The following is a 22,738-nucleotide window of genomic DNA, read 5'->3' as shown; positions in this document are numbered from 1 at the left end:
GGCGGTGGCGGCGGGCCGTCACCGGAAGTTCTCCGCGAGGTCGCCCCACAGGTAGGCGGAGGTCTCGACGCCCTTGCGCAGCAGGTCGAGCTCCACCTTCTCGTTGATCGAGTGCCAGCCGTCCGAGGGCACCGAGATGCCGAGGAACAGCACCGGCGCCCCCAGCACGTCCTGCAGGTCGGCGGCCGGGCCGGAGCCCCCCTCGCGGGTGAACAGGACCTTCTGCTCGAAGGCCCGCTCCATCGCCCGGACGGTGGACCGGAGCGCGGGGTGGTCCAGCGGCGTCAGGCAGGGGCGGGTCGCGCCGGGGAAGACGATCTCGTACCGGATGCCCTCCGGGACCTGCTCGGAAACCCAGGCCGCCACCGACTCCCGGACCTTTTCCACCTCTTGACCCGCGACCAGCCGGAAGGACAGCTTCAGGTGCGCCTCGGCGGGGACGATGGTCTTGCCGCCGGGGCCGGTGTAGCCGCCCCAGATGCCGTTGACCTCGGCGGTCGGCCGGGCCCAGACCCGCTCCAGGGTGGTGTGGCCGGCCTCGCCCCGGGTGCCGTGCGACTTGGCGGTGCGCAGCCACCGCTCCTCGTCGAAGGGCAGCTCGGCGAACAGCGCCCGCTCCTCGTCGGTGAGTTCGACCACGCCGTCGTAGAAGCCGGGGACGGCGACCCGGCGGTCGGCGTCGTGCAGGCCGGCCACCAGTTCGGCGGCCACCTCGGCCGGGTTGGGGACGGCGCCGCCGAAGGAGCCGGAGTGGATGTCGTTGTCCGGGCCGTACAGGTCGATCTGGCAGTCGGCCAGGCCGCGCATGCCGGTGCACACCGTCGGAGTGGTCTCGGACCACATGCCGGTGTCGGAGATGATCACCACGTCGGCGGCGAGGCGCTCGGCCTCGCGGCGCACCAGGGCGGCGAAGTTCGGCGAGCCGGACTCCTCCTCGCCCTCGACCAGCAGCTTGAGGTTGACCGCGGGCGCGGTGCGGCCGGTGGCGGCAAGGTGGGCGCGCACGCCCAGGGTGTGGAAGAAGACCTGGCCCTTGTCGTCGGCGGCGCCGCGCGCGTACAGCCGGCGGCCGACCACGGCGGGCTCGAACGGGTCGGTGTCCCAGCCGTCCTCGCGGGCGGCGGGCTGCACGTCGTGGTGGCCGTAGACCAGCACGGTCGGCGCGCCCTCCTCGCCGGAGGGCCACTCGGCGAACACCGCGGGCAGCCCGTCCGTCTCCCACACCTCGGCGACCGGGAACCCGGTCGCGCGCAGCTTGCCGGCCAGCCACTCCGCGGAGCGGCGGACCTCGCCCGCCCGGCCCGGGTCGGCGGAGACCGAGGGGATGCGCAGCCAGTCGGCGAGGTCGGCCAGGAAGGCGTCCTCGTGCCGGTCGATGTAGGAGCGGACGGCGCTGTCCGGCGTTTTCGTCATGCGGACGACTGTAGTTCGCCCGGACGGGTGCGTGCTCACGGCCTCCCCCGGCCGTGAGCACGATCACCCGCGGACCGGTCAGCCGGCCCGGCGGGTCAGCCCGATCCGGGACCGGGTGAGCAGCGCGGCCAGGGCGACCGCCACCAGCGGCAGGCCGACCAGCAGGGCGGCCAGGTCGACCCACGGGACGGCGATGACCGGGTCCTCGTGGCCGACCATGCGGCCGTTGATCCAGACCGTCGAGTTCCGGGCCTCCAGCAGCCGCAGCGCCACCGGCGGGACGGCCCCGCAGATCAGGCCGAGCACCGCGCCCATCGCGGCGATCACCCCGCACTGGAAGCCGGACAGCCGCCGCCGGATGCCGCCGGAAGCGCCGACCGCGGCCAGCGTGGCCAGGTCCTGCTGGGAGTCGGCGGCGGCGAGGCCGGTGGCGATGCCGGCCGCGCCGAGGGCGACCAGCGCGGCGAAGGCCATCAGACCGGTGGTCACCAGGTCCCGCTTGGCCTTGAAGCCCTGCTCGACCATCAGGTAGGCCCCGTCGTCGAGCTTGCCGAGGTGGTCGGTGGCCTTCTGCACCCGGCCGTCGGAGAGCGTCGCGGCGGGCATCCACATCGCCCCCTCGACCTGGGTGCCGAGCCCGGCCTTCTCCGCGGCCGCCCGGCTCATCACGAGGGTGGCGAACGGGGCGGGCGAGTGCACCTCCACGGCGTCCAGGGAGACGTCGTGGGTGGTGCCCCGGTAGTCGTGGGCGTCCATCTGCTCCTGGGTGGGCGGCTCCTCGGCCCGCACGGTGACCTTGCCGTCGGCGACCCGGTCGGGGCGGAAGACCAGCGCCTTGCCGTCGGCCAGGGCCTGTTCGGCGGCCGGGTCGTGCACGTCGAGCAGGTTGCGCAGCAGCGCGGCGTCGCCGACCAGGGTGTCGCCGAAGATGCTGCCCAGTTCGTCGGGGAGGGAGTGCGTGCTCGCGCACCGGGGGTCGTCGTACGCCCGCTGCCGCTCCTCGTCGGTCTTGGCGTCCTCCGCCGGGCACCGCTTGTCGAGCGACTTCACGGCCCGGACGTAGCCGCACTCGTACTTGTCGCGGCACTGCCCGGGGAGGGCGGTCGGGGACATCACGTCGGCGCGCTCCCCGAGGTCGCCGAGGTCGTTCTCGACGGCCTCGCGCAGGGCCGGGAGCCGGGACGCCTCGTCCCCCGAGCGGGCCCGGTCCAGCAGCGCGACCGCCCCGGCCGGCAGCGAGGGCCGGTAGTCCTGGCGCTGCTTCTCGACGTCGCTGGCCTGGTAGATGCCGACCGCGACGGCGCCCGCGACGGCGGCCATCACGGCGGCCACGGCGGGGGCGGTGCGGCCGCGGTTGCGCACCGAGTCGCGCAGCGCGAGCCGCGGGCTGAGCGGCAGGTGGCGGCCGAGCCGCCCGAACAGGCCGATCAGCAGCGGGGTGCACAGCAGCATGCCGAGTTCGGCGATCACCGAGCCGCCGAGCAGGCCGGGCACGGGGGCGGTGTTGGTGACCGCGCAGAGCAGGGCCAGGCCGGTGCCGCCGGCCACCATCACGAGGCCGATCACGGCGACGACCCGGTTGGCGGGCTTGCTGCCGCCGCGGCCGGTGAGCGCCTCGACGACGTCCTGCCGGGACGCCTGGACGGCGGGGACGACGGCCGCGAGCAGGCCGGTGACCAGGCCGACCAGGGCGACGGCGAGCAGGTCGAGGGGCTGCAGGTCGAAGTGGCCGAAGCGCTTCCCGGCGTACTCCTCGGCCTGGGTGCGCAGCAGAGCGACCAGGCCGACGCCGCCGAGCAGGCCGAGCACGGCGCCGCCGGTGCCGAGCACCGCGCCGCCGGCCAGCACCACGGCCCGGACGTGCGAGCGGTCGCCGCCGCCGGCCGCGAGCAGGCCGAGCTGGCGGCGCGAGCGGCGGGCGCCGACCGCGAAGGCGGGCCCGGCGAGCAGCACGATCTCCAGCAGCGCCATGCCGGGCACCAGCGCGGCGACGGCCAGCACGCTCTTGTTCACGAACGAGGAGGACTGCCACTGCTGCTGGTAGTACGGCACGTCGGCGCGGGCCGGCGGGTGCAGCAGGACGTCCCGGGAGACGACGAGGAAGCCGTACCCGTTGAGCTCCTGCACCTTCGGCCAGTCGACCTGCTGCCCGGCGGGCAGCTTGACCAGCCAGGAGGCGGTGTTCTGCGGCCCGCTGCGGCCCGACTCCGGGTCGGTCCGGGCGAGCGCGTCGAGCACCGCGCCGGGGCGGCCGTACAGCCTGACCTCTTCCAGGCTGTCCGGGTCCTCGGCGACGGCGGTGATGGTGTACGGCTCGGCGTCCAGGGAGTGCAGCACGGTGCGGTCGCCGACCCGCAGGCCGGAGCGGTCCAGGAAGCCCCGGGTGGCGGCGATCTGGTCGGGCCTGGTGGGGGCGGTGCCCTCGACCACGTTGAGCTTGCCGTGCCACACCGGGTCGGTCAGGTCGACCTCCTCGACCGCGGTGGACATCCGGCCCTCCTTGGTGCTGGCCGAGGTGCTGTGGTAGCCCCCGGTCGGCACCAGGACGGCGCCGGGCAGCAGTTCGGTGACCAGCTGCGCCGGGTCGGTGTCGGCGCTGCGCTTCTGCGCCGCGGTCTGCGGGTGCTCCTGGTCGGGCATCCGGCTGATGGACTCGTCGCCGGCGGGGACCTGCAGGAGGCTGCCGCCGCGCATGGACATGGTGACGGCCGCCTGGGCGGTGCCCAGCGCGCGGGCCGCCTGCTCGGCCGGTTCCAGCTGGGCGCTGCGGGCGATCACGTCCACGCCGGCCACGCCGAGCACCGGCAGCGCGATCATCGCCAGGACGAGGGCGCTACGGCCCTTGGCCCGGGCGGCGTCGCGGCGGGCGATCCGCAGGGCGGCGCGCCAGGCGCTGGGCTTCACCGGTCACCGTCCTTGCGGGCGTTGGCGGCGGCGGTGACGAGCAGGCTGCCGGCGTCCTGCCGGGCGGTCTCGTCGACCAGCAGGCCGTCGCGCAGGAAGACCACCCGGTCCGCCCAGGCGGCGTGCCGGGCCTCGTGGGTGACCATCATGGCGGCGGCGCCGGCGTCGCAGCGGGCGCGCAGCACGGCGAGCACGGACTCGCCGGTGGTGGAGTCGAGGGCGCCGGTGGGTTCGTCGGCGAGCACCAGGCGGCGGTCGCCGATCAGCGCGCGGGCGATGGCGACGCGCTGCTGCTGGCCGCCGGACATGTCGTCGGGGAAGCGGTCGGCGAGTTCGGCGATGCCGAGCTCCTCCAGCGCGGCGAGCGCCTCGCGGCGGGCGGCGCGGGCGGAGGTGCCGTCCAGTTCGCGGGGCAGCGCGATGTTCTCGGCGGCGGTGAGCGCCGGTATCAGGTTGTAGTCCTGGAAGACGTAGCCCACCGAGCGGCGGCGGACGGCGGCCAGCTTCTTGCGGTCCAGGTCGCCGAGGACGGTGCCCTCGACGACCACCCGGCCGCCGGTGGGGCTGTCCAGGCCGCCGGCCAGGGTGAGCAGGGTGGACTTGCCGGAGCCGGAGGGCCCCATCACGGCGACCAGTTCGCCGGGGTGGACCCGCAGGTCGACGGCGCGCAGCGCGTGCACCTGGGCCGCGCCCTGGCCGTGCGTGCGGCTGACCTGGTCGAGGTGCAGCACGGGCTCGGCGGGCTTGAGTTGTTCGGTCATCGCTCCCCCAGGAGGTTCAGATGCGGCCGCGGTCGCGGCTCTTGGCGGCGCGCCGGGCGGACGGCGCGGCGGCGGCGGGCGCGGACGGCGCGGCGGCGGTCCGTTCGGCGTGCTGGGCGAGCCGGGACTCGCAGTGGTCCAGCCAGCGGATCTCCGCCTCGGTCTGGAAGATCAGCTGTTCCAGCACCAGCAGCCAGGCCAGGTCCTTGCCGGAGCCGTCGTCGGCGGCCAGCGCCCGGCCCTTGAGCCGGGTGTAGTCCTGGAGCGCCTGCATGCTGTGCCGGCGCTGGCCGTGCACCACGGTGGCCACGTCCACGCCCGGGATGGTGACCGCCATCGCCAGCTTGATCGCGAGTTCGTCGCGCGGCGGGTTGGTGCGCGGCACCGGGGTGTCGAACCAGCGGCGCAGTTCGGCGCGTCCCTCGTCGGTGACGGCGTAGAACTGGTGGCCCTCGTCGTCCTCGCCGGCGGCCTCCACCAGCCCGTCGCGCTCCAGGCGGCCCAGCGTGGTGTAGACCTGGCCGACGTTCAGCGGCCAGGTCGCCCCCGTCCTGGCCTCGAACTCGGTTCTCAGTTGGTAGCCGTAGCGCGGGCCCTGGTCGAGCAGGGCGAGCAGGCCGTGACGGATCGACATACCGAGTATGTATACCCGGTATGGCTCCCTCCGCTCAAGCCGCGACCACCGCGCGCCGCCCGCAACCACCGCGGGCCGCCGCCCCGTTCACACCGGCCCGGTACGGTCGACGGCGTGACCACACTGCGGATCGCCACGTACAACCTGCTGCACGGCCAACCGCTCGCCCCCGACGGCAGCCCGGCGCCCTACCCCACCGACCCGGGCGCCCCGCTGGCCGACGCCGTCGCCTCCCTCGACGCCGACGTGCTCGCCCTCCAGGAGGTCGACCGCCACCAGGAGCGCTCCGGGCGCACCGACCAGAGCGCCCTCGCCGCCAAGGCCATGGGCGCCGCGGACTGGCGCTTCGCCGCCGCGCTGCACGGCGTCCCCGCGCCCGGCGCCGGCTGGATCGCCGACCCCGGGCGGCCCGGCCTCGCCGTCTACGGCCCCGGCGACCTCGACGACGGCTCCCGGCCCTCGTACGGCACCGCGCTGCTCACCCGGCTGCCCGTGCTGCACTGGCGGGCCCGCCGGTTCGCGCCCGCGCCCTTCGGCCTGCCGCTGCGGGTCGCCGGGCGGCGCGGGCTCACCCCCGTCCCGGACGAGCCGCGGGCGGCGCTGGCCGCCGTACTGGCCGGTCCGGGCGGGGAGTTCACCGTGGTCGCCGCACACCTGTCCTTCGTGCCGGGGTGGAACGTCGGGCAGCTCGCCGCGATCCGGCGCTGGATCGCCGACCTGCCGCAGCCCTACCTGGTGCTGGGGGACTTCAACCTGATCGGCGCGGTGCCGCGCACCGTGCTCGGCTCGGCGCACGCGATCCAGCGCACCGCGAGGCGCGAACGCGTCCGCACCGCGCGGCGCACCCGCCTGCAGGGCTGGTACGACCTGGCCCGCACCCCCACCTACCCCTCGCACCGCCCGACCGTCCAGTTCGACCACATCCTGGGCATCGGCGTCCCGCGCAACACCGTCGGCTCGGTCTCCGCCCCGCGCACGGGGGTGTCCGACCACCGCCCGCTGGTCGTCGACATCGAAGCGTAGAGGGGCGAGATCAGGGGCTCGGGGAACGGCGAGTCCGAGCTGCTGGCGGCCGGAGCCCATCGGAGGTCGGGGCTGCTGCGTGCCGTGAACAGAACCGGAAGCCGATGCGCGCTCCGGCAGTGAACCCGCAGCAGACCGGGCCTCGCCGTTCCCCGAGCCCCTGAATGCGCTCTCGTGAGCCCCTAGATGCGCGTCTCCTGGTACGCGTTCTGCGCCGGCAGCACGACCGGGTCGAACTGGAGCAGCAGCATCGCCGCGTCGTCGCCGAGCTTGTGGCCGACGTGGCGGACGACGTCGTCGTGGAGGCGGTGCAGGACTTCGACCGGGCCGCCGTCGGCGAGCAGCGGGAGGCGGTCGGTGAGGGGGTAGAAGGCGCCGCGGTGGTCGCGGGCCTCGATGACGCCGTCGGTGTAGAGCAGGATGCGGTCGCCGGGTTCGGCTTCGAGGAGCTGGAGCGGGGGGCACACGTCGGCGGGGTCGAGGACGCCGAGCGGGGGGACGGTCTCGTCGGCGGCGAGCAGTCGCGGCGCGTCCTCGCCGCGGAGCAGGACGGGCGCGGGGTGGCCGCAGTTGGCGATCTCCAGGACGCCGTCGGGGCGGACGCCGATCAGCACCAGGGTGACGAACTCCTCCTCGACGCCGGGGTGTTCGTTCTCGTGCAGGGCCCGGTCGAGGCTGACGGCGAGCCAGCCGGCCACCTTGTCGAGGGCGGCCTCCTGGTGGGCGGCCTCGCGGAAGGCGCCGAGCACGGCGGCGGCGGTCTCGACCGCGGCGAGGCCCTTGCCGCGGACGTCGCCCATCACGGCGCGCACGCCGTGCCGGGTGTTGACGACCTCGTACAGGTCTCCGCCGATGGAGGCGTGGGCCGCGGCGGCGGCGTAGCGGACGGCGGCGCGGACCGGGCCGACGCGTTCGGGGACGGGGCGCAGCAGCACCCGGCGGGCGATCTCGGCGACCAGCTGGGCCTCGGCCAGGGCGTGTTCCTGGCGGAGCCTGAGGTTGGCGCTGAGGTGGCCGATGCCGGCGATGACGACGATGGCGGCGACCGTGGCGGTGTGCACGGACTGGCCGAGGATGCCGTGGTAGCAGGCCATCCCGAAGGCGCTGACCTCGGCGAGGGCGCCGGTCAGCAGCGGGTACCAGGTGCGGCGGGAGACCACCGCGGCGAGGGCGGGGACGGCGGTCAGGGCGGGTTCGACGGTGACCTGGCTGTCGGTCAGCAGGTCGAGGGTGAGGATCAGCGCCATGCCGATCAGCGGCAGGGCGTGCGAGGTCTTGGGCCAGGTGCCGGTGACGGTGCCCGGTACCGGGCCTGGGGTGGGGCCGTGGAGGACGTCCCTGATCCATCCGGTCGCGCTCAACGTCGGTCTCTCCAGCGGAAGGTGCGGGTGCTGCTCGGCACCTGCGGGTCTGACGGGAGGTCAGGGGGTCGGGAGAGCCCTGACGGCGGCCGGAGTACGAGGGATGACCGGTTACCGACCCCACAATAGGCACGAAACGTGCAGGGCGCACAGGTTTCGCGTGATCTCGTGACGGGTTGAATGCTCTGAGTGACTCTTTTCTACCTATTCCCGATCAGAAGATCGCTCAACTCTTTTCGGCCGGGAAGTCCTGACGGCGTTTCGACCCGCCCCGAGCGCACGTAGCAGAACGAGGCGGTGACCTCCTCGGGCTGGACGCCGACCTGCTCGGCCCAGGCCAGCCGGTAGATGGCGAGTTGCAGCGGGTCGCCGCTCTCCTCCCGGCCGGTCTTCCAGTCGACCACCTCGTAGCGCGGTGACCCTGCGCCACGGTCGGCGTCCCGGTAGACCGCGTCGATCCGGCCGCGCACCACCCGCCCCGCGAGCACCAGTTGGAACGGCGTCTCGACCCGGTGCGGGGTGCGGCGGGCGTAGGGGCCGCGCAGGAACGCCTCCTTGAGGCGTTCGAGGTCGCGCTCGTCCTCGATCTCCTCCTCGTCCAGGCCGGGCAGCGCGTCGGGGCCGAGCAGCAGCGGCTGGTCGTAGCGGGACTGCACCCAGGCGTGGAAGCGGGTGCCGCGGCGGGCGGCGGGCGCGGGCGGGCGGGGCATCGGGCGGGCCAGGTCGCGGGCGAAGCCGTCGGGGTCGGCGGCCAGCCGCATCAGCTGGGAGGCGGACAGCGAGGCGGGCAGTTCGACGTCCCGGACGGCGCGCCGGGAGCGCTCCAGCTCGCCGAGCAGGGCGGTCAGGTCGCGGTCCCAGGAGGCCACCAGCCGCTGGTCCTCGACGCCCATGGGCTCGGGCGCGGGCGCGGGGGCGCCGGCCAGCCGCCGGCGCACCACCCCGGCGACCCGGCGGCGGGCGTGCTGCGCGGCCGGGTCGAGCGGCAGCGGCCAGGGGGTCTCCACCGAGACGTCGAACGCCGGGTTCCGCGCGTCCGCCGCGGGCTCCTGGGCCCAGTGCTCGATCTCGCCGCCGCCACCGGGCCGCTCACAGTGCTCGCGCAGCTCCAGCAGGAAGTCCGACGGCCCGCGCCGGCGCTTCTGGGTCGGCCCCCACCAGTGCCCGGAGGCCAGCAGCAGCGAGCGCGGCCGGGTGAAGGCGACGTAGCCGAGCCGCAGTTCCTCGACCTCGCCGTGCCGCGCCGTCTCCTTCTTGAAGGCGCCCATGCCCTTGGCGTTCCAGGCCGGGTCGGCGGGCAGCGTGGCGGCGTCGCCGCGCAGGGCGTGCGGCAGCACCCGGCGGGTGGACGTCCAGCGTTCGCGCCCCTGGCCGGACGGGAAGCCGCCCTTGACCAGGCCGGGGACGGCGACCACGTCCCACTCCAGGCCCTTGGACTTGTGCGCGGTGAGCACCTTGACGGTGTCCTCGCCGCCGGGCAGCCCGGCGTCCAGGCCGCGCTCGTACTCCTGGGCGGCGCGCAGGAAGGCCAGGAAGGCGGCCAGCCCGGGGTCGCCGTCCAGGTCGGCGAAGGAGGCGGCGATGTCCAGGAAGGAGTGCAGGGTCTCGCGGCGGCGGGCGGCCAGCGCCAGCGGGGAGGCGGAGAGTTCGACCTCCAGGCCGGTGACGGTCAGCACCCGGTGCAGGACGTCCATCAGCGGCTCGGCCAGCGCCCGGCGCAGCTCGCGGATCTCCCGGGCGAAGCGGGCGAAGCGGACCCGCGCCTCGGGCGAGAACGGCAGGTCGTCGGGCTGTTCGGCGTCGACGAAGGTCTCCAGCGCGTCGGCGAGCGAGACCACCTCGGTCGGGTCGGTCTCGGCGACGGCGGCCGCCAGCGCGTCCTGTTCGCCGGGGCGGGCGGTGCGGACGAGTTCGGCGGCGCGGCGGCCGAGCAGCGCCAGGTCGCGCGGGCCGGTGCGCCAGCGCGGGCCGATCAGCAGCCGGACCAGGGCGGCATTCGCGGTCGGGTCCTGGAGCACCTCGCAGAGCGCCACCAGGTCGGCCACCTCGGGCAGTTGCAGCAGCCCGCCGAGGCCGACCACCTCGACCGGGACCTTCCGCCCGACCAGCGCGGCGTGGATGTCGGGGAAGGAGGAGCCGGCCCGGCAGAGCACGGCGATCCGGCCGGGTGCGGTGCCGGTGCGCACCAGGTGGGCGATCGAGTCGGCCAGCCAGTCGACCTCCTCGGCGTGGGTGGGCAGCAGCGCGACGCGGGCGAAGCCGTCGCGTTCGGCGCCGGGGGCGGGGCGCAGCGCCTCGACGCCCTCGTGCATGGCGCGCAGCGGGGCGGCGAGCCGGTTGGCGAAGTCGAGCAGCCGGCCGCCGCTGCGGCGGTTCTCGCTGAGCGCGAAGCGGTGCGCCCCGCTGCCGTCGGCGCGCGGGAAGTGCCGGGGGAAGTCGTCCAGGTTGGCGACCGAGGCGCCGCGCCAGCCGTAGATCGCCTGGCAGGGGTCGCCGACCGCGGTGACCGGGTGGCCGGCGCCCCGCTCGCCGCCGAACAGGCCCGCCAGCATGAGGCGTTGGGCGACGGAGGTGTCCTGGTACTCGTCCAGCAGCACCACCCGGTACTGCTCGCGCAGCAGTTCGCCGACCTCGGGGCGCTGAGTGGCGAGCCGGGCGGAGGCGGCGATCTGGTCGCCGAAGTCGAGCAGGCCGAGCTTCTGCTTGCGGGCCCGGTAGTCCTCGACCAGGCGCAGCAGTTCCTGCCGGCCGCGGGCGGCCTTCGGGACGGCCCGCAGGTCCTCGTTGGTGAGCTTGACGGTGGCCAGCCGGTCGAGCAGCTCCTCGTCGTACGCCCGCAGCTGCGCGGGCTCGACCAGGTGCTCGGCGAGTTCGGAGTCCAGCGCGACGATCTCGGCGACCAGCGCGGAGAAGGTGCCGGTGAGCGCCGGGAAGGGGCCGCGGGCCTGGCGCAGCACGCGGGCGGCGAGCTGGAAGCGGGTGGCGTCGGCGAGCAGCCGGACGTCGGGCTCGATGCCCAGGCGCAGGCCGTGCTCCTTGAGCAGTGTCCCGGCGAAGGCGTGGTAGGTGGAGATCTGCGGCTCGCCGAGGGCGTCCTCGTCCTCCTCGCGGACGCCGGCCCGCAGCAGGGCGGCCCGGACGCGTTCGGAGAGCTCGCCGGCCGCCTTGTTGGTGAAGGTCAGGCCGAGCACCTGCTCGGGGCGCACCGCGCCGGAGCCGACCAGCCAGACCACCCGGGCGGCCATCACGGTGGTCTTGCCGGAGCCCGCGCCGGCCACGATCACGCCGGGTTCCAGGGGTGCGCCGATCGCCGCCAACTGCTCGTCGTTGAACGGGATGCCGAGCAGTTCGCGGAGCCGGGCCGGGTGCCTGAGCGGCTCAGTCGACGACATGCCGCCCGTCCCGCTGCGCGGAGCAGCTGCCGCGGAAGGCGCAGCGGCCGCAGCGCTCGCCCGCGGTGGGGGTGAACTTCTCGGCGAGCACCTTGCCGGCGGTCTCCACCAGCAGGTCCTCGATCCAGGGGGTGCTCTCCTCGGGCAGCTGCCGCTGCACCTTGGGCGCTTCCGGGTCCTTCCTGTCGGGCTCGCGCAGCTGCACCAGCTCGGCCCCGCCGGGGGTGGCGCCGTGCTCGAAGCCGGGCAGCCCGTCGAGCGCGCCGCGGCTCACCGCCAGCTGGTAGACGGCGAGTTGGCGGTGCTCGGGCAGCGACTTGTCGGTCGGGACGTGCTTGCCGGTCTTGAAGTCGACGACGTACGCCCGGCCCGCGGCGTCGGCCTCGACCCGGTCCATCGAGCCGCGGATGCGCACCGCGACGCCGCCGACGTCCAGCGTCAGGTCGAAGCCGTGCTCGGTGGCGACGGTGGTGCGCTCGCGCTCCAGCACGTGCCAGCGCAGGAAGCGCTCCAGGGCGGCGCGGGCCTCGCCCTTCTCCTGGGTGGACTTCCACGGCGCGTCGAAGGCGAGGGCGTCCCAGACGGTGTCCAGGCGCTCCATCAGGACGGCCAGGTCGGCGGGGGTGCGGCCGGAGCCGACCTCGTCGGCGAGGGCGTGCACCACGTTGCCGAAGCCCTGGGCGGCGGAGGCGGTGGTGCCGGCCCGGACGTCCTTCTCCAGGAACCACTGCAGCGTGCAGGACTCCAGCTGCTCCAGGCCGCTGCCGGAGAGCCGGACGGGCTGCTCGGGCTCGCGCAGCGGCTGCGGGGCGGCGGTGGGGTCCTCCAGGCCCCACCACTGGTCGGGGTGGGCGGCGGGGACGAGCGGGCGGCCGTCCCCGTCGGTGGCGGCGGCCAGCGTGGCGAGGCGTTCGGCGGCGGCCCGGCGCAGCTGCGGGGAGCGGTCCGGGTCGACGGTGACGGCGCGCAGTTCGGCGACCAGCGCGGGCACCGACAGCGGGCGGCGCGGCCGGGAGGCGACGTCGGCGACCTTGACCCGGGGGACGCGCTCCAGCACCCGGCCGGTGCGCGGGTCGACACTCTCCCGGTAGAGCTCGCGCAGGAACCGGGAGGGCTCGTCGCCGTCCTCGGCGGGCGCCTTGACGGCGGTGACCACCAGCCGGTCCTTGGCGCGGGTCGCGGCGACGTAGAACAGCCGGCGCTCCTCGGCGAGCAGCGCGGCCGCCGACAGCGGTTCGGCGAGGCCGTCGCGGCCGATCCGGTCGGCCTCCAGCAGCGAGCCGCGGCGGCGCAGGTCGGGCCACAGGCCCTCCTGGACGCCGGCGACGACGACCAGGCGCCACTCCAGGCCCTTGGAGCGGTGCGCGGTCATCAGCCGGACGGCGTCGGGGCGCACGGCGCGCACGTGCAGGGTGTCGGCGGCGATGTCCTGGGCCTCGACCTCGGCGAGCAGGTCGAGGGCGCCGCGGTGGCCGGTGACCCGCTCCTCGGCGCGGGCGGCGGTCTCGAACAGGGCGCACAGCGCGTCCAGGTCCCGGTCGGCGTTGCGCCCGGCGGGGCCGCCGCGCAGGGCGGCCCGCTCCAGGCGTTCGCGCCAGCGCCGGGAGCCGTCCCACAGCTCCCACAGCGCGTCCTCGGCGCTCGCGCCGCCGGCCAGCAGTTCGCGGACCTTGCGCAGCAGCATGCCCAGTTCGTGGGCGCGGCGGGCGTAGGGGGCGTCCACCAGGGCCAGCTGGTCGGGGTGCTCCAGGGCCTCGCGGATCAGCTCCTCGGCGGGGCGGACCACGCCCGGGGCGCCGTCGGCGGCCAGCGCGCGGCGCTCCTCCTCGCGCAGGGTGCGGCCGAGGCGGCGCAGGTCGGAGCCGTCGAGGGCGGCGAGCGGGCCGGTGAGCAGGGTGTGCGCGAGGTCGGCGGTGAGCGCGCCGGGGCCCTCGGCGCAGACCCGCAGGGCGAGCAGCAGCGGGACGACGGCGCTCTCCTCGCGCAGCGGCAGGTCGTCGCCGTCGATCTCCAGCGGGACGCCGGCGGCGGCCAGCGCGCGGCGCACCGCCGGTATGGTCCGGGAGCCGGCCCGGACCAGCACGGCCATCTCGCCCCAGGGGACGCCGTCCTCCAGGTGGGCGCGGCGCAGCAGGTCGGCGACCGAGTCGAGTTCGGCGCCGGGCGTCGGGTAGGTGTACACCTCGACGGAGCCGCCCTCGCGCCCGTGGCCGTCGGCGCAGGGCAGCAGGGCGCGGTGCGCGGCGAGCTTGTCGGCGGGCAGCCGGCCCATCGGCATCCGGCGGGCCAGCTCGCGGGAGGCGGCCAGCAGCACCGGCCGGGAGCGCCGGGAGACCCGCAGCACCCTGACCTCGGCGGGGCGGCCGTCGGCGTGCCGGAAGGCGTCGGGGAACTCCAGGATGCCGTTCACGTCGGCGCCGCGGAACGCGTAGATCGACTGGTCGGGGTCGCCGACCGCGACCAGGTCCCGCCCGTGGCCGGCGAGGCGCTGCAGCAGCCGGACCTGGGCGGGGTCGGTGTCCTGGTACTCGTCGACGAACACCGCGTCGTAGCGCTCGCGCAGCTGGGCGGCGACGTCCTCGCGCTCGGCGAGCAGCACGGCGCGGTGGACGAGTTCGGCGTAGTCGAGGACGCCGCGCAGGTCCAGCACGTCCAGGTACTCGGCCAGGAAGTGCGCGGCGGCGGCCCAGTCGGGGCGCCGCACGCCCGCCGCGAAGCGCTCCAGCTCCTGCTCGCCGAGGCCGAGCTCGCGGCTGCGGGCGAGCACGGCGCGCACCTCGTCGGCGAAGCCGCGGGTGGTCAGGCAGGCCCGCAGGTCCAGCGGCCAGGCGATGGTGCCGACGCCGGCCCTGGCGTCCTCGGCGCCGCCCGCGAGCAGTTCGCGGACCATCACGTCCTGCTCGGGGCCGGAGAGCAGCCGCAGCGGCTCGGCGTACTCCTCGGGCGGCTGGTGGGCGCGCAGCAGGGCGTAGCAGAACGAGTGGAAGGTGGTGGCCTGCGGGGCGGTGGCGCCGATCCGGGCGGTCATCCGGTCGCGCAGCTCCATCGCGGCCTTGCGGCTGAAGGTCAGCACCAGGACGCGGTCGGGCGCGGTGCCGTCGGCGACCCGGCGGGCGACCGCCTCGACCAGGGTGGTGGTCTTGCCCGTCCCGGGCCCGGCGAGCACCAGCAGCGGCCCCGAGGCGTGCTCGACGACCGCCTGCTGGAAGGCGTCCAGCTGGGGCGGGTCGGGCTGGGCGAGGGGGCTGCGCACCAGGCGGAACGGTGAGGTCACTGCGGTCCAGGGTCGTACGGCGGTTCGGTGGCGGGCCGCGGGGTGGCCCGGCCCTCCCCTCCGGATCCGGAGGGGAGGGCCTACGCGACGAGCCTACGATCCTGCACCCACAGACCCCTCGGGCGCACCCCTCCAGGTCAGCCGGCCCCGTCCCAGCGGGCGGCCCGCAGGTCGACCCGGGGTTCGCCGCCGACGGTGCGCAGCGGGGTGCCCTCGGCCCGGTACTCGGGCAGCGCCCGGTGCTCGTGGCCGGGCAGCGGCCGCCCGTCCGCCCGGATCACCCGCCACCAGGGCACCGGCGCCCCGTACAGCGCCATCACCCGGCCGACCTGCCGGGGGCCGCCGCGGCCCAGGTACTCGGCGACGTCCCCGTACGTCATGACCTTCCCGGGCGGGATGCGTTCGGCGAGGTCGAGCACCGCCTCGGCGTACGGCGGGATCTCGGGGGCGTCCTCGGAGTCGGTCATCCGCCGCATTCTTCCCCATCCGGTCGATTTCCAGCACCCCGTGCGGGCGACCCGGCGCGCGGGATGCCGCCCCTGGACCGCACCCGGGTGGCGGGCATGGCAGCATCTTCGGGGCAGTGCGACACACGAGGACGAAGACCAGATGACCGGGACGGCGGGATTGAACGTGGACGAGGGCTCCGAGCAGCCCGCCACCGACGGTTCTGCCGCACGGCCGGTCGACCTGCGCCACCGGGCGCGGGACGCGCACCACACGGGGGAGGCAACGGTGGCCGCACAGCTGCCGCCGGACGACGGGACGGGGCGTCCGGACACACCGGACCGGCCGCCGGAGCCGGACGACGGGCCATCGGCGGACGACGGGCCATCGGCCGACGACGGACCGCCGGCGGACGGCGGACCGCCGGCCGAGGAGCCCGCCGGGGAGTACCTGGCCGTCGACGAGCCGCTGCTCGCCCCGCGCGCGCACCGGCCGTCCGACCTGCTGAAGTTCCTGGGCGGACTGCTCCTGATCGTCCTGGTGTTCGTGCTGGCGCAGGTGGCGGTCTCCACCACCACCGGCATCGAGAAGGACATCACGGTCAACGCCGACCGGATCCCCGGCGTGCTGTCCAAGATCTCCGCGCTGGTCTCCTCCATCGCGGTGCTCACCGTGCCGCTGGCCTTCGCCGTCGAACGGCTGATCAAGCGCGACGGCCTGCGGGTCGCCGACGGCGTGCTCGCCTCGGTGCTGGCGTACGGCGTCTCGCTGGGCGTCGACTGGTGGGTGGCGGCCAGCGCGCCCGAGGAGATCCGCAACGCGCTGACCCAGTTCCCGCCGGGCGGCGGCGAGACGCTCACCGACCCGGTGCACGGCTACCTGGCACCGGTGATCGCCTACATGACGGCGGTCGGCATGTCGAGCCGGCCGCGCTGGCGGGTCGCGCTGTGGGTGGTGGTGATCCTCTCCGGCGCGGCCGAGCTGATCAACGGCAACACCACCCCGCTGTCCCTGGTGCTGACCGTCCTGATCGGCTGGTCGGTGGCCTACGGCACGCTGTACGCGATCGGCTCGCCGAACATCCGCCCCACCGGGCAGCACCTGATGATCGGCCTGCGCAAGGTCGGCTTCGCCCCGTCCGCCGCGCACCTGGCCCCCGCCGCGCCCGGCGGCACCCGCCGCTACCTGGTCACCCAGCAGGCCGGCCCGCTGCTCGACGTCCACATCATCGACCGCGAGCAGCAGGCGTCCGGCTTCTTCTACCGCGCCTGGCGCCGCCTGCGGCTGCGCTCGGTCGCGATCCGCCGCAGCCCCCAGTCGCTGCGCCAGGCCCTCGAGCAGGAGGCCCTGATCGCGTACGCGGCCGCCGCCTCCGGGGCCCGCGCCCCGCAACTGGTCGCCACCTCCGAACTGGGGCCGGACGCCGCGATCCTGGTCTACGAGAACGTCGCCGGACGGACGCTGGACGACCTGGCCGACGAGGAGGTCACCGACCCGGTGATGGCCTCGTTCTGGACCTCCGTCGCCACCCTGCACGAGCGCCGGATCGCCCACCGCCGGCTCACCGGCGAGTCCCTGCTGGTCGTCGACGAGCGCACCGGCTGCCTGGTCAACCTCTCCGGCGGCGACATCGCGGCCGGCGACCTCACCCTGCGCATCGACGTCGCCCAACTGCTCACCACCTTCGCCCTGCGGATCGGTCCGGAACGCTCGGTCGCCGTCGCCACCGGCGTCCTCGGCCCCACCCGGGTCGCCGAGGCGCTGCCGCTGCTGCAGCCAGTCGGCCTGAGCCGGCAGACCCGCGGCGACCTCCAGCGGATGACCAAGGAGCGCAAGACCGCCGCCCAGGCCCTCGCCCTCAAGCAGGTCGCCGCCGGCGAGCGCACCCAGCAGCAGGCCGAGGAGGACATCGCCAGGGCCGGCGAGGACCTGCTCTCCCGGATCCGCGCCCAGATCCTGCAGATCGCCCCCGAGGCCCCGCTGGCCCCCGCCAAGCTGGAACGCCTCAAGCCCAAGACCCTGATCATGGTGGTGGCGCTGGCCTTCGCCGCCTACCTGGCCCTGACCACCATCCGGCCCGACCAGTTCAAGGTCTCCCAGATGAACTGGGCCTGGGCCGCGGTCGCACTGGCCGCCTCGGCCTTCTCGTACGTGGCCGCCGCGATGAGCCTGACCGGCTTCGTCCCGGAGCGGCTCCCGTTCTGGCGCACCGTCGCCGCCCAGCTGGCCGGCTCCTTCGTCAAGCTGGTCGCCCCGGCCGCGGTCGGCGGCATCGCCCTGAACACCCGCTACCTGCAGAAGGCCGGCATCCGCCCGGTCCAGGCCGTCGCCTCGGTCGGCGCCTCCCAACTGGCCGGCCTCGGCGGCCACCTGATGCTGCTGTTCGCCTTCGGCCTGATCACCGGCTCCCAGACCAACGGGGACCTCGGCGCGTCCCGGGCCGTCATCATCGGCGTCCTCACCGCGGCCGTCCTCGCCCTGGTGGTCGCCGCGGTCGCCCCGCTGCGCCGCTTCGTGGTCACCCGGGTCCGCTCGCTGCTGTTCGGCGTCATCCCGCGGATGCTCGACCTGATGCAGACCCCCCGCAAGCTGTTCACCGGCTTCGGCGGCATCCTCCTGCTGACCCTCTCCTTCACCGCCTGCCTGGACGCCTCCGTGCACGCCTTCGGCGGCGGCGCCAACGTCACCTACGCGGCCGTCGCCGTGGTCTTCCTCACCGCCAACGCGGCCGGCTCCGCCGTCCCCACCCCCGGCGGCATCGGCCCCGTCGAGATCGCCCTGATCACCGCCCTCACCGTCGCCGGCGTCCCCGCGACGGCCGCCACCCCCGCCGTCTTCCTCTACCGCCTGCTCACCTTCTGGCTCCCGGTCCTCCCGGGCTGGATCGCCTACAACATCCTCCAGCGCCGAAACGCCCTCTGAGAGAGCCCCGTCAGGGGCTCGGGGAACGGCGAGTCCGTGCTGCTGACGGCCGGAGCCCATCGAAGGTCCGTGCTGCTGCGTGTCTTGAACAGAACCAGAAGCCGATGCGCGCTCCGGCAGTGAACCGCCAGCAGACTGGGCCTCGCCGTTCCCCGAGCCCCTGTTGTGCTTGCACTCCCGAGCCCCTCTGAACGTTCACGGCAGCAGCTCGGCGACGATCCGCTCCCACGGCACCGGCTCCAGCCCGAAGGTCTCCCGGGTCGCGCTGTCGTCGATGACGAACGGCCGCTCGAACTGGTACGCCGTCTCGCGGACGGCGCGGACCACCGGGTTGGCCAGCCCGAGCAGGGCCAGCACCGGCCGCGGGATCGCGGTGACCTTCGGGGCGGGCCGCCCCGCGGCCGCGCAGAGGTCGGCGACGACCTGCCGCTGGCTGCGCGGCGGGTTGGAGGGGACGTGCCAGGGGCGGCCCCAGGCGCGCTCCTCGGCGGCGGCGGTGACCAGCAGCCGGGCGGTGTCCTCGGGGCTGGTCCAGCTGTGCGGGGCGTCCGGGTCGCCGACGACCTGGACGGTGCGGCCGGCCAGCGCGCGGCCGAGGGCCCGGCCGTCGAGGACGCCGGTGACACCCGGGCCGAGGTAGTCGGAGCCGCGCACCTCGGTGGCCCGGACGCGTCCGGCCCCGTGGGCGGCCAGCGCCTCGCGCCACATCGCGGCGCGGACCTCGCCCTTCGCCGAGTTGGGCCGCAGCGGGCTGTCGGGGCGCATCGGGCCGTCCACCGCGCCGTAGCCGTACAGGTTGGAGACGGTGGCGAGCACGGCGCCGGTGCGTTCGGCGGCGGTGAGCAGGGACGCGGCGAGCGGCGGCCAGACCTCGGTCCAGCGGTGGTAGGGCGGGTTGGCGCAGTTGTAGAGCGCCGCCGCGCCTGCCGCGGCGGCACTGAGCGCGTCGGTGTCGGCGGCGTCCAGGTGGAGGCGGCGGACGCCGTCGAGCGGGCGGGCGGCGGCGTCGGTGCGGGTGACGACCACGACCTCCTCGCCGCGTTCGGCGAGGAGCCGGGCGGTGGTGGAGCCGACCGGTCCGGCGCCGACGACCAGGTGCTTGCTCATGGGAACGCTCCGCTCGGAGTCCGGGAGAACGGTGTTCTCGCTCGGTGTCCAGCCTGGCGCAGCCCCCGCGCCACTGTCAAGAACAGTGTTCTCCCCAGAGAACGACGTACTCGAATGTTGCGGCCGTTCTCGCCCGCTGGGAGGATGATCCGCATGCCGAAGGCCCCCACCCCCCGCGAGCGGATCCGCGCCGAGTTCACCCGCGAGATCAAGGACGCCGCCCGCCGCCAACTCGCCGAGCACGGGCCCGCCGGGCTCTCGATGCGGACGCTGGCCAAGGACGTGGGCCTGGTCTCCGCCTCCGCGCTCTACCGCTACTACCCGGGCCGGGACGCCCTGCTGACCGCCCTGATCGCGGACGCCTACGACGCGCTGGGCGACGCCGCGGACGCCGCCGCGGACCCGTTCGACGGCGCCGACCACGCGGCCCGCTGGCTGGCCGTCTGCCGGGCCGTCCGCGGCTGGGCGGTGGCCCACCCGCACGAGTTCGCGCTCGTCCACGGCTCCCCCGTGCCCGGCTACACCGCCCCCGAGGACACCACCGGGCCGGGCACCCGGCTGCCGCTGCTGATCGGCCGGCTCTTCCAGGAGGCCGCCGCCGCGGGTGCCTACCGCCCGCCCGGCGACCCGGCCGTCCCCGCCCCGGTCCGGGCCGCGCTCGCCCCGCTGCTGGACCGGCTGCCCCCCGGCACCCCCGACCACCTGGTGGTCTCCGCGCTGGCCGGCTGGAGCGACCTGCTGGGCGCGCTCGCCCTGGAGCTGTTCGGCCACCTCGCACGGATCACCGCCGACCCGGCGGCGTACTTCGACCACCTGATGCACCGCACCGGCACCCTGCTCGGCCTGGCCTCCCCCTGAACGCACGAGACCGCCCGGCCGGGGAACTCCCCGACCGGGCGGTCTCGACGCGGGCGTCCGTCAGTAGACGGGCTTCTCCGGCTCGATCTGGTTGACCCAGCCGATCACGCCGCCGCCCAGGTGCACCGCGTCCGCGAAGCCCGCGGACTTGAGCACCGCGAGGACCTCGGCGGAGCGCACGCCGGTCTTGCAGTGCAGCACGATGCGCTTGTCCTGCGGCAGGTCCTGCAGGGCGTTGCCCATCAGGAACTCGTTCTTCGGGATCAGGCGGGCGCCGGGGATCGAGACGATCTCGTACTCGTTGATCTCGCGGACGTCGATGATGTCGATCGGCTCGCCGTTGTCGATCCACTCCTTGAGCTGCTTGGAGGTGATCGTGGAGCCGGCGGCGGCCGCGCTGGCCTCCTCCGAGACGACACCGCAGAACGACTCGTAGTCGATCAGCCCGGTGACGGTCGGGTTCTCGCCGCAGAGGGCGCAGTTCGGGTCCTTGCGGACCTTCACCGAGCGGTACTGCATCTCCAGGGCGTCGTAGATCATCAGCCGGCCGACCAGCGGCTCGCCGATGCCGGCCAGCAGCTTGATGGCCTCGTTGACCTGGATCGAGCCGATCGAGGCGCACAGCACGCCCAGCACGCCGCCCTCGGCGCAGGACGGGACCATGCCCGGCGGCGGGGCCTCCGGGTAGAGGCAGCGGTAGCACGGGCCGTGCTCGGCCCAGAACACGCTGGCCTGGCCGTCGAAGCGGTAGATCGAACCCCACACGTACGGCTTGCCGAGCAGCACCGCGGCGTCGTTCACCAGGTACCGGGTGGCGAAGTTGTCCGTGCCGTCGACGATCAGGTCGTAGCCGGAGAAGATCTCCATCACGTTGTCGTTGTCCAGGCGCTCCTCGTGCAGGACCACCTCGACCAGCGGGTTGATCTCCTTGACCGAGTCCCGCGCGGACTGGGCCTTGAACCGGCCGATGTCGGACTGGCCGTGGATGATCTGGCGCTGCAGGTTCGACTCGTCGACGGTGTCGAACTCGATGATGCCGAGCGTGCCGACGCCCGCGGCGGCCATGTACATCAGGGCCGGGGACCCGAGGCCGCCGGCGCCGACGCACAGCACCTTGGCGTTCTTCAGCCGCTTCTGCCCGTCCATGCCCACGTCGGGGATGATCAGGTGGCGGGAGTACCGGCGGACCTCTTCGACGGTGAGCTCGGCGGCGGGCTCGACCAGGGGTGGCAGCGACACGGGGACTCCGATGGTCGTCAGGTTCTGTTCGACTACGCCAACAGTGTCACGTGCCCGGGGTATTCCAAGACAGTGGGTCCAGTGGGTGAGATGCACGACACCGGATGCCGAGACCTCGGCTCCCCGGGCCAACCCCCTGGTCAGGCCCGGCCGTTCTCGCTCACACCCGGCAGGCGGTCTCCAGCCAGACGTCCCCGAGCGACTCCTCCAGCGGCACCTGCGTCCGCCATCCGAGACGGTCCCGGGCGGTCCGGACGTCCGCCTGCCGCCACTGCACCGGCTCGACCACCGCGCGCGCCTCCACCGCCCGCAGCCCCTCCGCGCCGGCCTGCTGGGCGGGCAGCACCACCTGCCGGGCGTCCTCGCTGACGGTGCCCTCGAACCCGGACGCCCGCACCAGCAGGTGCGCCGCGTCCCGGGCCCGGACGGCGTGGCCGGAGCCGATGTTGATCACCCCGGTGGCGGCCGAGACCGCCGCCGCCTGGATCGCCCGCGCCACGTCCCGGACGTCCACGAAGTCCCGGTAGCCGGACAGGTCGGGCATCCGCACCTGGTTCTCGTCCTGCTCCAGCGCCCGCCGCAGCCCCTCCGCCAGCCGCCCGAACAGCGAGGCCGTCGGCGCCCCCGGCCCGACCACGTCGAACACCCGCAGCACCAGCGCGTCCAGCCCCGAGTTCAGCACCAGCTCGGTGCCCGCCAGCTTGGACACCCCGTACGGGCCCACCGGGCGCGGCTCCGCACCCTCCGGGATCGGCCCGCCGGGCTGCGCCGGGCCGTACTCGGCCGCCGAACCCACGTGCACCAGCCGCGCGGGCTCCCGGCTGCGCCGGATCGCCTCGCAGACCGTCGCCACCGCGAGCGTGTTGGACCGGATCAGGTTCCGCGACGTCCCGTAGGTGGCCCCCGCGCAGTTGATCACCACCTGCGGGGCGACCGCGTCCAGGAACCGGGCCAGCGCACCCGGACTCCCCGCGGCCAGGTCGAACCGGATGTCGGCGGAATCGCCCCGCCCCAGCACGGTCACCTGGGGCCCCTCCTCCGCCAGCAGCCGGTCGGCCACCCGCCGGCCGATGAACCCGTCGGCCCCCAGCAGCAGCACCCTCATCGGGTCCAAGTCCTTCCCTCGGGCCCGGCACCCGCCGGGCGGAACGAAATCTGATCGACGAACCGGCACACCCGTCCCCGGACGGCACGGGCCCGGCGACCGGCCAGCCCCGGCCCGACCGCACGGGCCCGGCAGGGAAAACCCACCGCCGCGCGCCCGGCAGCCGCCCGGAACCGTCCCCGGGCGCCCGCCGCGGACGTGCCGCCCGCCGCCGGAACCGCTCTCACCGGTACGCCCCCGGTGCGGTGGACGACGGCCAGGCGCACCCGGCCAGCAGCAGGGCGGGCCCGAGCACGGC

The 22,738-nt window shown here is 75.1% G+C and carries 14 protein-coding genes; 3 read left to right on the top strand and 11 right to left on the bottom strand.

The window, feature by feature from the left end:
- Window positions 1–18: 18 nt before the first annotated feature.
- The 4 genes from ACFUEL_RS02920 to ACFUEL_RS02905 form a co-directional block, all read right to left on the bottom strand.
- Complete coding sequence (locus ACFUEL_RS02920; RefSeq protein ID WP_380234143.1) at window positions 19–1,413, bottom strand: dipeptidase; 1,395 nt, start codon at window positions 1,411–1,413, stop codon at window positions 19–21.
- Window positions 1,414–1,491: 78 nt separating this feature from the next.
- On the bottom strand, window positions 1,492–4,317 hold the full coding sequence (locus ACFUEL_RS02915) for an FtsX-like permease family protein (RefSeq protein ID WP_380234141.1): 2,826 nt from the start codon (window positions 4,315–4,317) through the stop codon (window positions 1,492–1,494).
- A complete protein-coding gene (locus tag ACFUEL_RS02910; RefSeq protein ID WP_380234140.1) occupies window positions 4,314–5,078 on the bottom strand; it encodes an ABC transporter ATP-binding protein in 765 nt (254 codons plus the stop codon). Before ACFUEL_RS02910 ends, ACFUEL_RS02915 begins: the two co-directional genes overlap by 4 nt.
- A gap of 16 nt (window positions 5,079–5,094) precedes the next feature.
- Entirely contained in the window at window positions 5,095–5,712 is a 618-nt protein-coding gene (locus tag ACFUEL_RS02905; protein WP_380234139.1) for a PadR family transcriptional regulator, read from the bottom strand.
- A 114-nt stretch (window positions 5,713–5,826) separates the two neighbouring features.
- Between ACFUEL_RS02905 and ACFUEL_RS02900 the strand changes: the two genes are divergently transcribed.
- Window positions 5,827–6,735 (top strand): endonuclease/exonuclease/phosphatase family protein, encoded by a 909-nt coding sequence (locus ACFUEL_RS02900; RefSeq protein ID WP_380234138.1) that lies wholly within the window; start codon window positions 5,827–5,829, stop codon window positions 6,733–6,735.
- Between the two features lie 182 nt (window positions 6,736–6,917).
- On the opposite strand, the gene ACFUEL_RS02895 is transcribed toward ACFUEL_RS02900, so the two are convergent.
- The 4 genes from ACFUEL_RS02895 to ACFUEL_RS02880 form a co-directional block, all read right to left on the bottom strand.
- Entirely contained in the window at window positions 6,918–8,096 is a 1,179-nt protein-coding gene (locus ACFUEL_RS02895) for a PP2C family protein-serine/threonine phosphatase (RefSeq protein ID WP_380234137.1), read from the bottom strand.
- A gap of 200 nt (window positions 8,097–8,296) precedes the next feature.
- Window positions 8,297–11,488, bottom strand: coding sequence for a UvrD-helicase domain-containing protein (locus ACFUEL_RS02890; RefSeq protein ID WP_380234136.1), 3,192 nt, complete (start codon window positions 11,486–11,488; stop codon window positions 8,297–8,299).
- Complete coding sequence (locus tag ACFUEL_RS02885) at window positions 11,475–14,762, bottom strand: ATP-dependent helicase (protein ID WP_380234134.1); 3,288 nt, start codon at window positions 14,760–14,762, stop codon at window positions 11,475–11,477. Before ACFUEL_RS02885 ends, ACFUEL_RS02890 begins: the two co-directional genes overlap by 14 nt.
- A gap of 137 nt (window positions 14,763–14,899) precedes the next feature.
- A complete protein-coding gene (locus tag ACFUEL_RS02880) occupies window positions 14,900–15,229 on the bottom strand; it encodes an MGMT family protein (RefSeq protein WP_380234133.1) in 330 nt (109 codons plus the stop codon).
- Window positions 15,230–15,371: 142 nt separating this feature from the next.
- On the opposite strand from ACFUEL_RS02880, the gene ACFUEL_RS02875 reads away from it, so the two are divergent.
- The gene (locus ACFUEL_RS02875; protein ID WP_380234132.1) at window positions 15,372–18,131 is read left to right on the top strand and encodes a flippase-like domain-containing protein; all 2,760 of its coding nucleotides are present in this window, start codon (window positions 15,372–15,374) and stop codon (window positions 18,129–18,131) included.
- Between the two features lie 195 nt (window positions 18,132–18,326).
- Here the strand turns inward: ACFUEL_RS02875 and ACFUEL_RS02870 are convergent, their stop codons facing one another.
- On the bottom strand, window positions 18,327–19,238 hold the full coding sequence (locus ACFUEL_RS02870) for an NAD-dependent epimerase/dehydratase family protein (RefSeq protein WP_380234131.1): 912 nt from the start codon (window positions 19,236–19,238) through the stop codon (window positions 18,327–18,329).
- A gap of 153 nt (window positions 19,239–19,391) precedes the next feature.
- Between ACFUEL_RS02870 and ACFUEL_RS02865 the strand changes: the two genes are divergently transcribed.
- The gene (locus ACFUEL_RS02865) at window positions 19,392–20,096 is read left to right on the top strand and encodes a TetR/AcrR family transcriptional regulator (protein WP_380234130.1); all 705 of its coding nucleotides are present in this window, start codon (window positions 19,392–19,394) and stop codon (window positions 20,094–20,096) included.
- 60 nt (window positions 20,097–20,156) lie between these two features.
- Here ACFUEL_RS02865 and moeZ read toward each other — a convergent pair whose 3' ends face one another.
- Together moeZ and ACFUEL_RS02855 are read right to left on the bottom strand one after the other, a co-directional pair.
- Entirely contained in the window at window positions 20,157–21,335 is a 1,179-nt protein-coding gene (gene moeZ / locus ACFUEL_RS02860; protein ID WP_380234129.1) for an adenylyltransferase/sulfurtransferase MoeZ, read from the bottom strand.
- 160 nt (window positions 21,336–21,495) lie between these two features.
- Window positions 21,496–22,440, bottom strand: a complete 945-nt coding sequence (locus ACFUEL_RS02855) for an NAD-dependent epimerase/dehydratase family protein (RefSeq protein ID WP_380234128.1) — start codon at window positions 22,438–22,440, stop codon at window positions 21,496–21,498.
- Window positions 22,441–22,738: the final 298 nt, after the last annotated feature.

The sequence above is a fragment of the Kitasatospora sp. NPDC057198 genome (assembly GCF_042670125.1).
Taxonomy (GTDB): Bacteria; Actinomycetota; Actinomycetes; order Streptomycetales; family Streptomycetaceae; genus Kitasatospora.
Note: the sequence above shows the minus strand (reverse complement) of the source record. Positions and strands in the feature narration are given on the sequence as shown.

Bases quoted from the DNA above. Each gene is read 5' to 3' on its own strand.
- ACFUEL_RS02920 (WP_380234143.1), bottom strand. From the start codon at position 1,413: ATGACGAAAACGCCGGACAGCGCCGTCCGCTCCTACATCGACCGGCAC.
- ACFUEL_RS02910 (WP_380234140.1), bottom strand. From the start codon at position 5,078: ATGACCGAACAACTCAAGCCCGCCGAGCCCGTGCTGCACCTCGACCAG.
- ACFUEL_RS02905 (WP_380234139.1), bottom strand. From the start codon at position 5,712: ATGTCGATCCGTCACGGCCTGCTCGCCCTGCTCGACCAGGGCCCGCGC.
- ACFUEL_RS02890 (WP_380234136.1), bottom strand. From the start codon at position 11,488: ATGTCGTCGACTGAGCCGCTCAGGCACCCGGCCCGGCTCCGCGAACTG.
- ACFUEL_RS02880 (WP_380234133.1), bottom strand. From the start codon at position 15,229: ATGACCGACTCCGAGGACGCCCCCGAGATCCCGCCGTACGCCGAGGCG.
- ACFUEL_RS02875 (WP_380234132.1), top strand. From the start codon at position 15,372: ATGACCGGGACGGCGGGATTGAACGTGGACGAGGGCTCCGAGCAGCCC.
- ACFUEL_RS02870 (WP_380234131.1), bottom strand. From the start codon at position 19,238: ATGAGCAAGCACCTGGTCGTCGGCGCCGGACCGGTCGGCTCCACCACC.
- ACFUEL_RS02865 (WP_380234130.1), top strand. From the start codon at position 19,392: ATGCCGAAGGCCCCCACCCCCCGCGAGCGGATCCGCGCCGAGTTCACC.
- ACFUEL_RS02855 (WP_380234128.1), bottom strand. From the start codon at position 22,440: ATGAGGGTGCTGCTGCTGGGGGCCGACGGGTTCATCGGCCGGCGGGTG.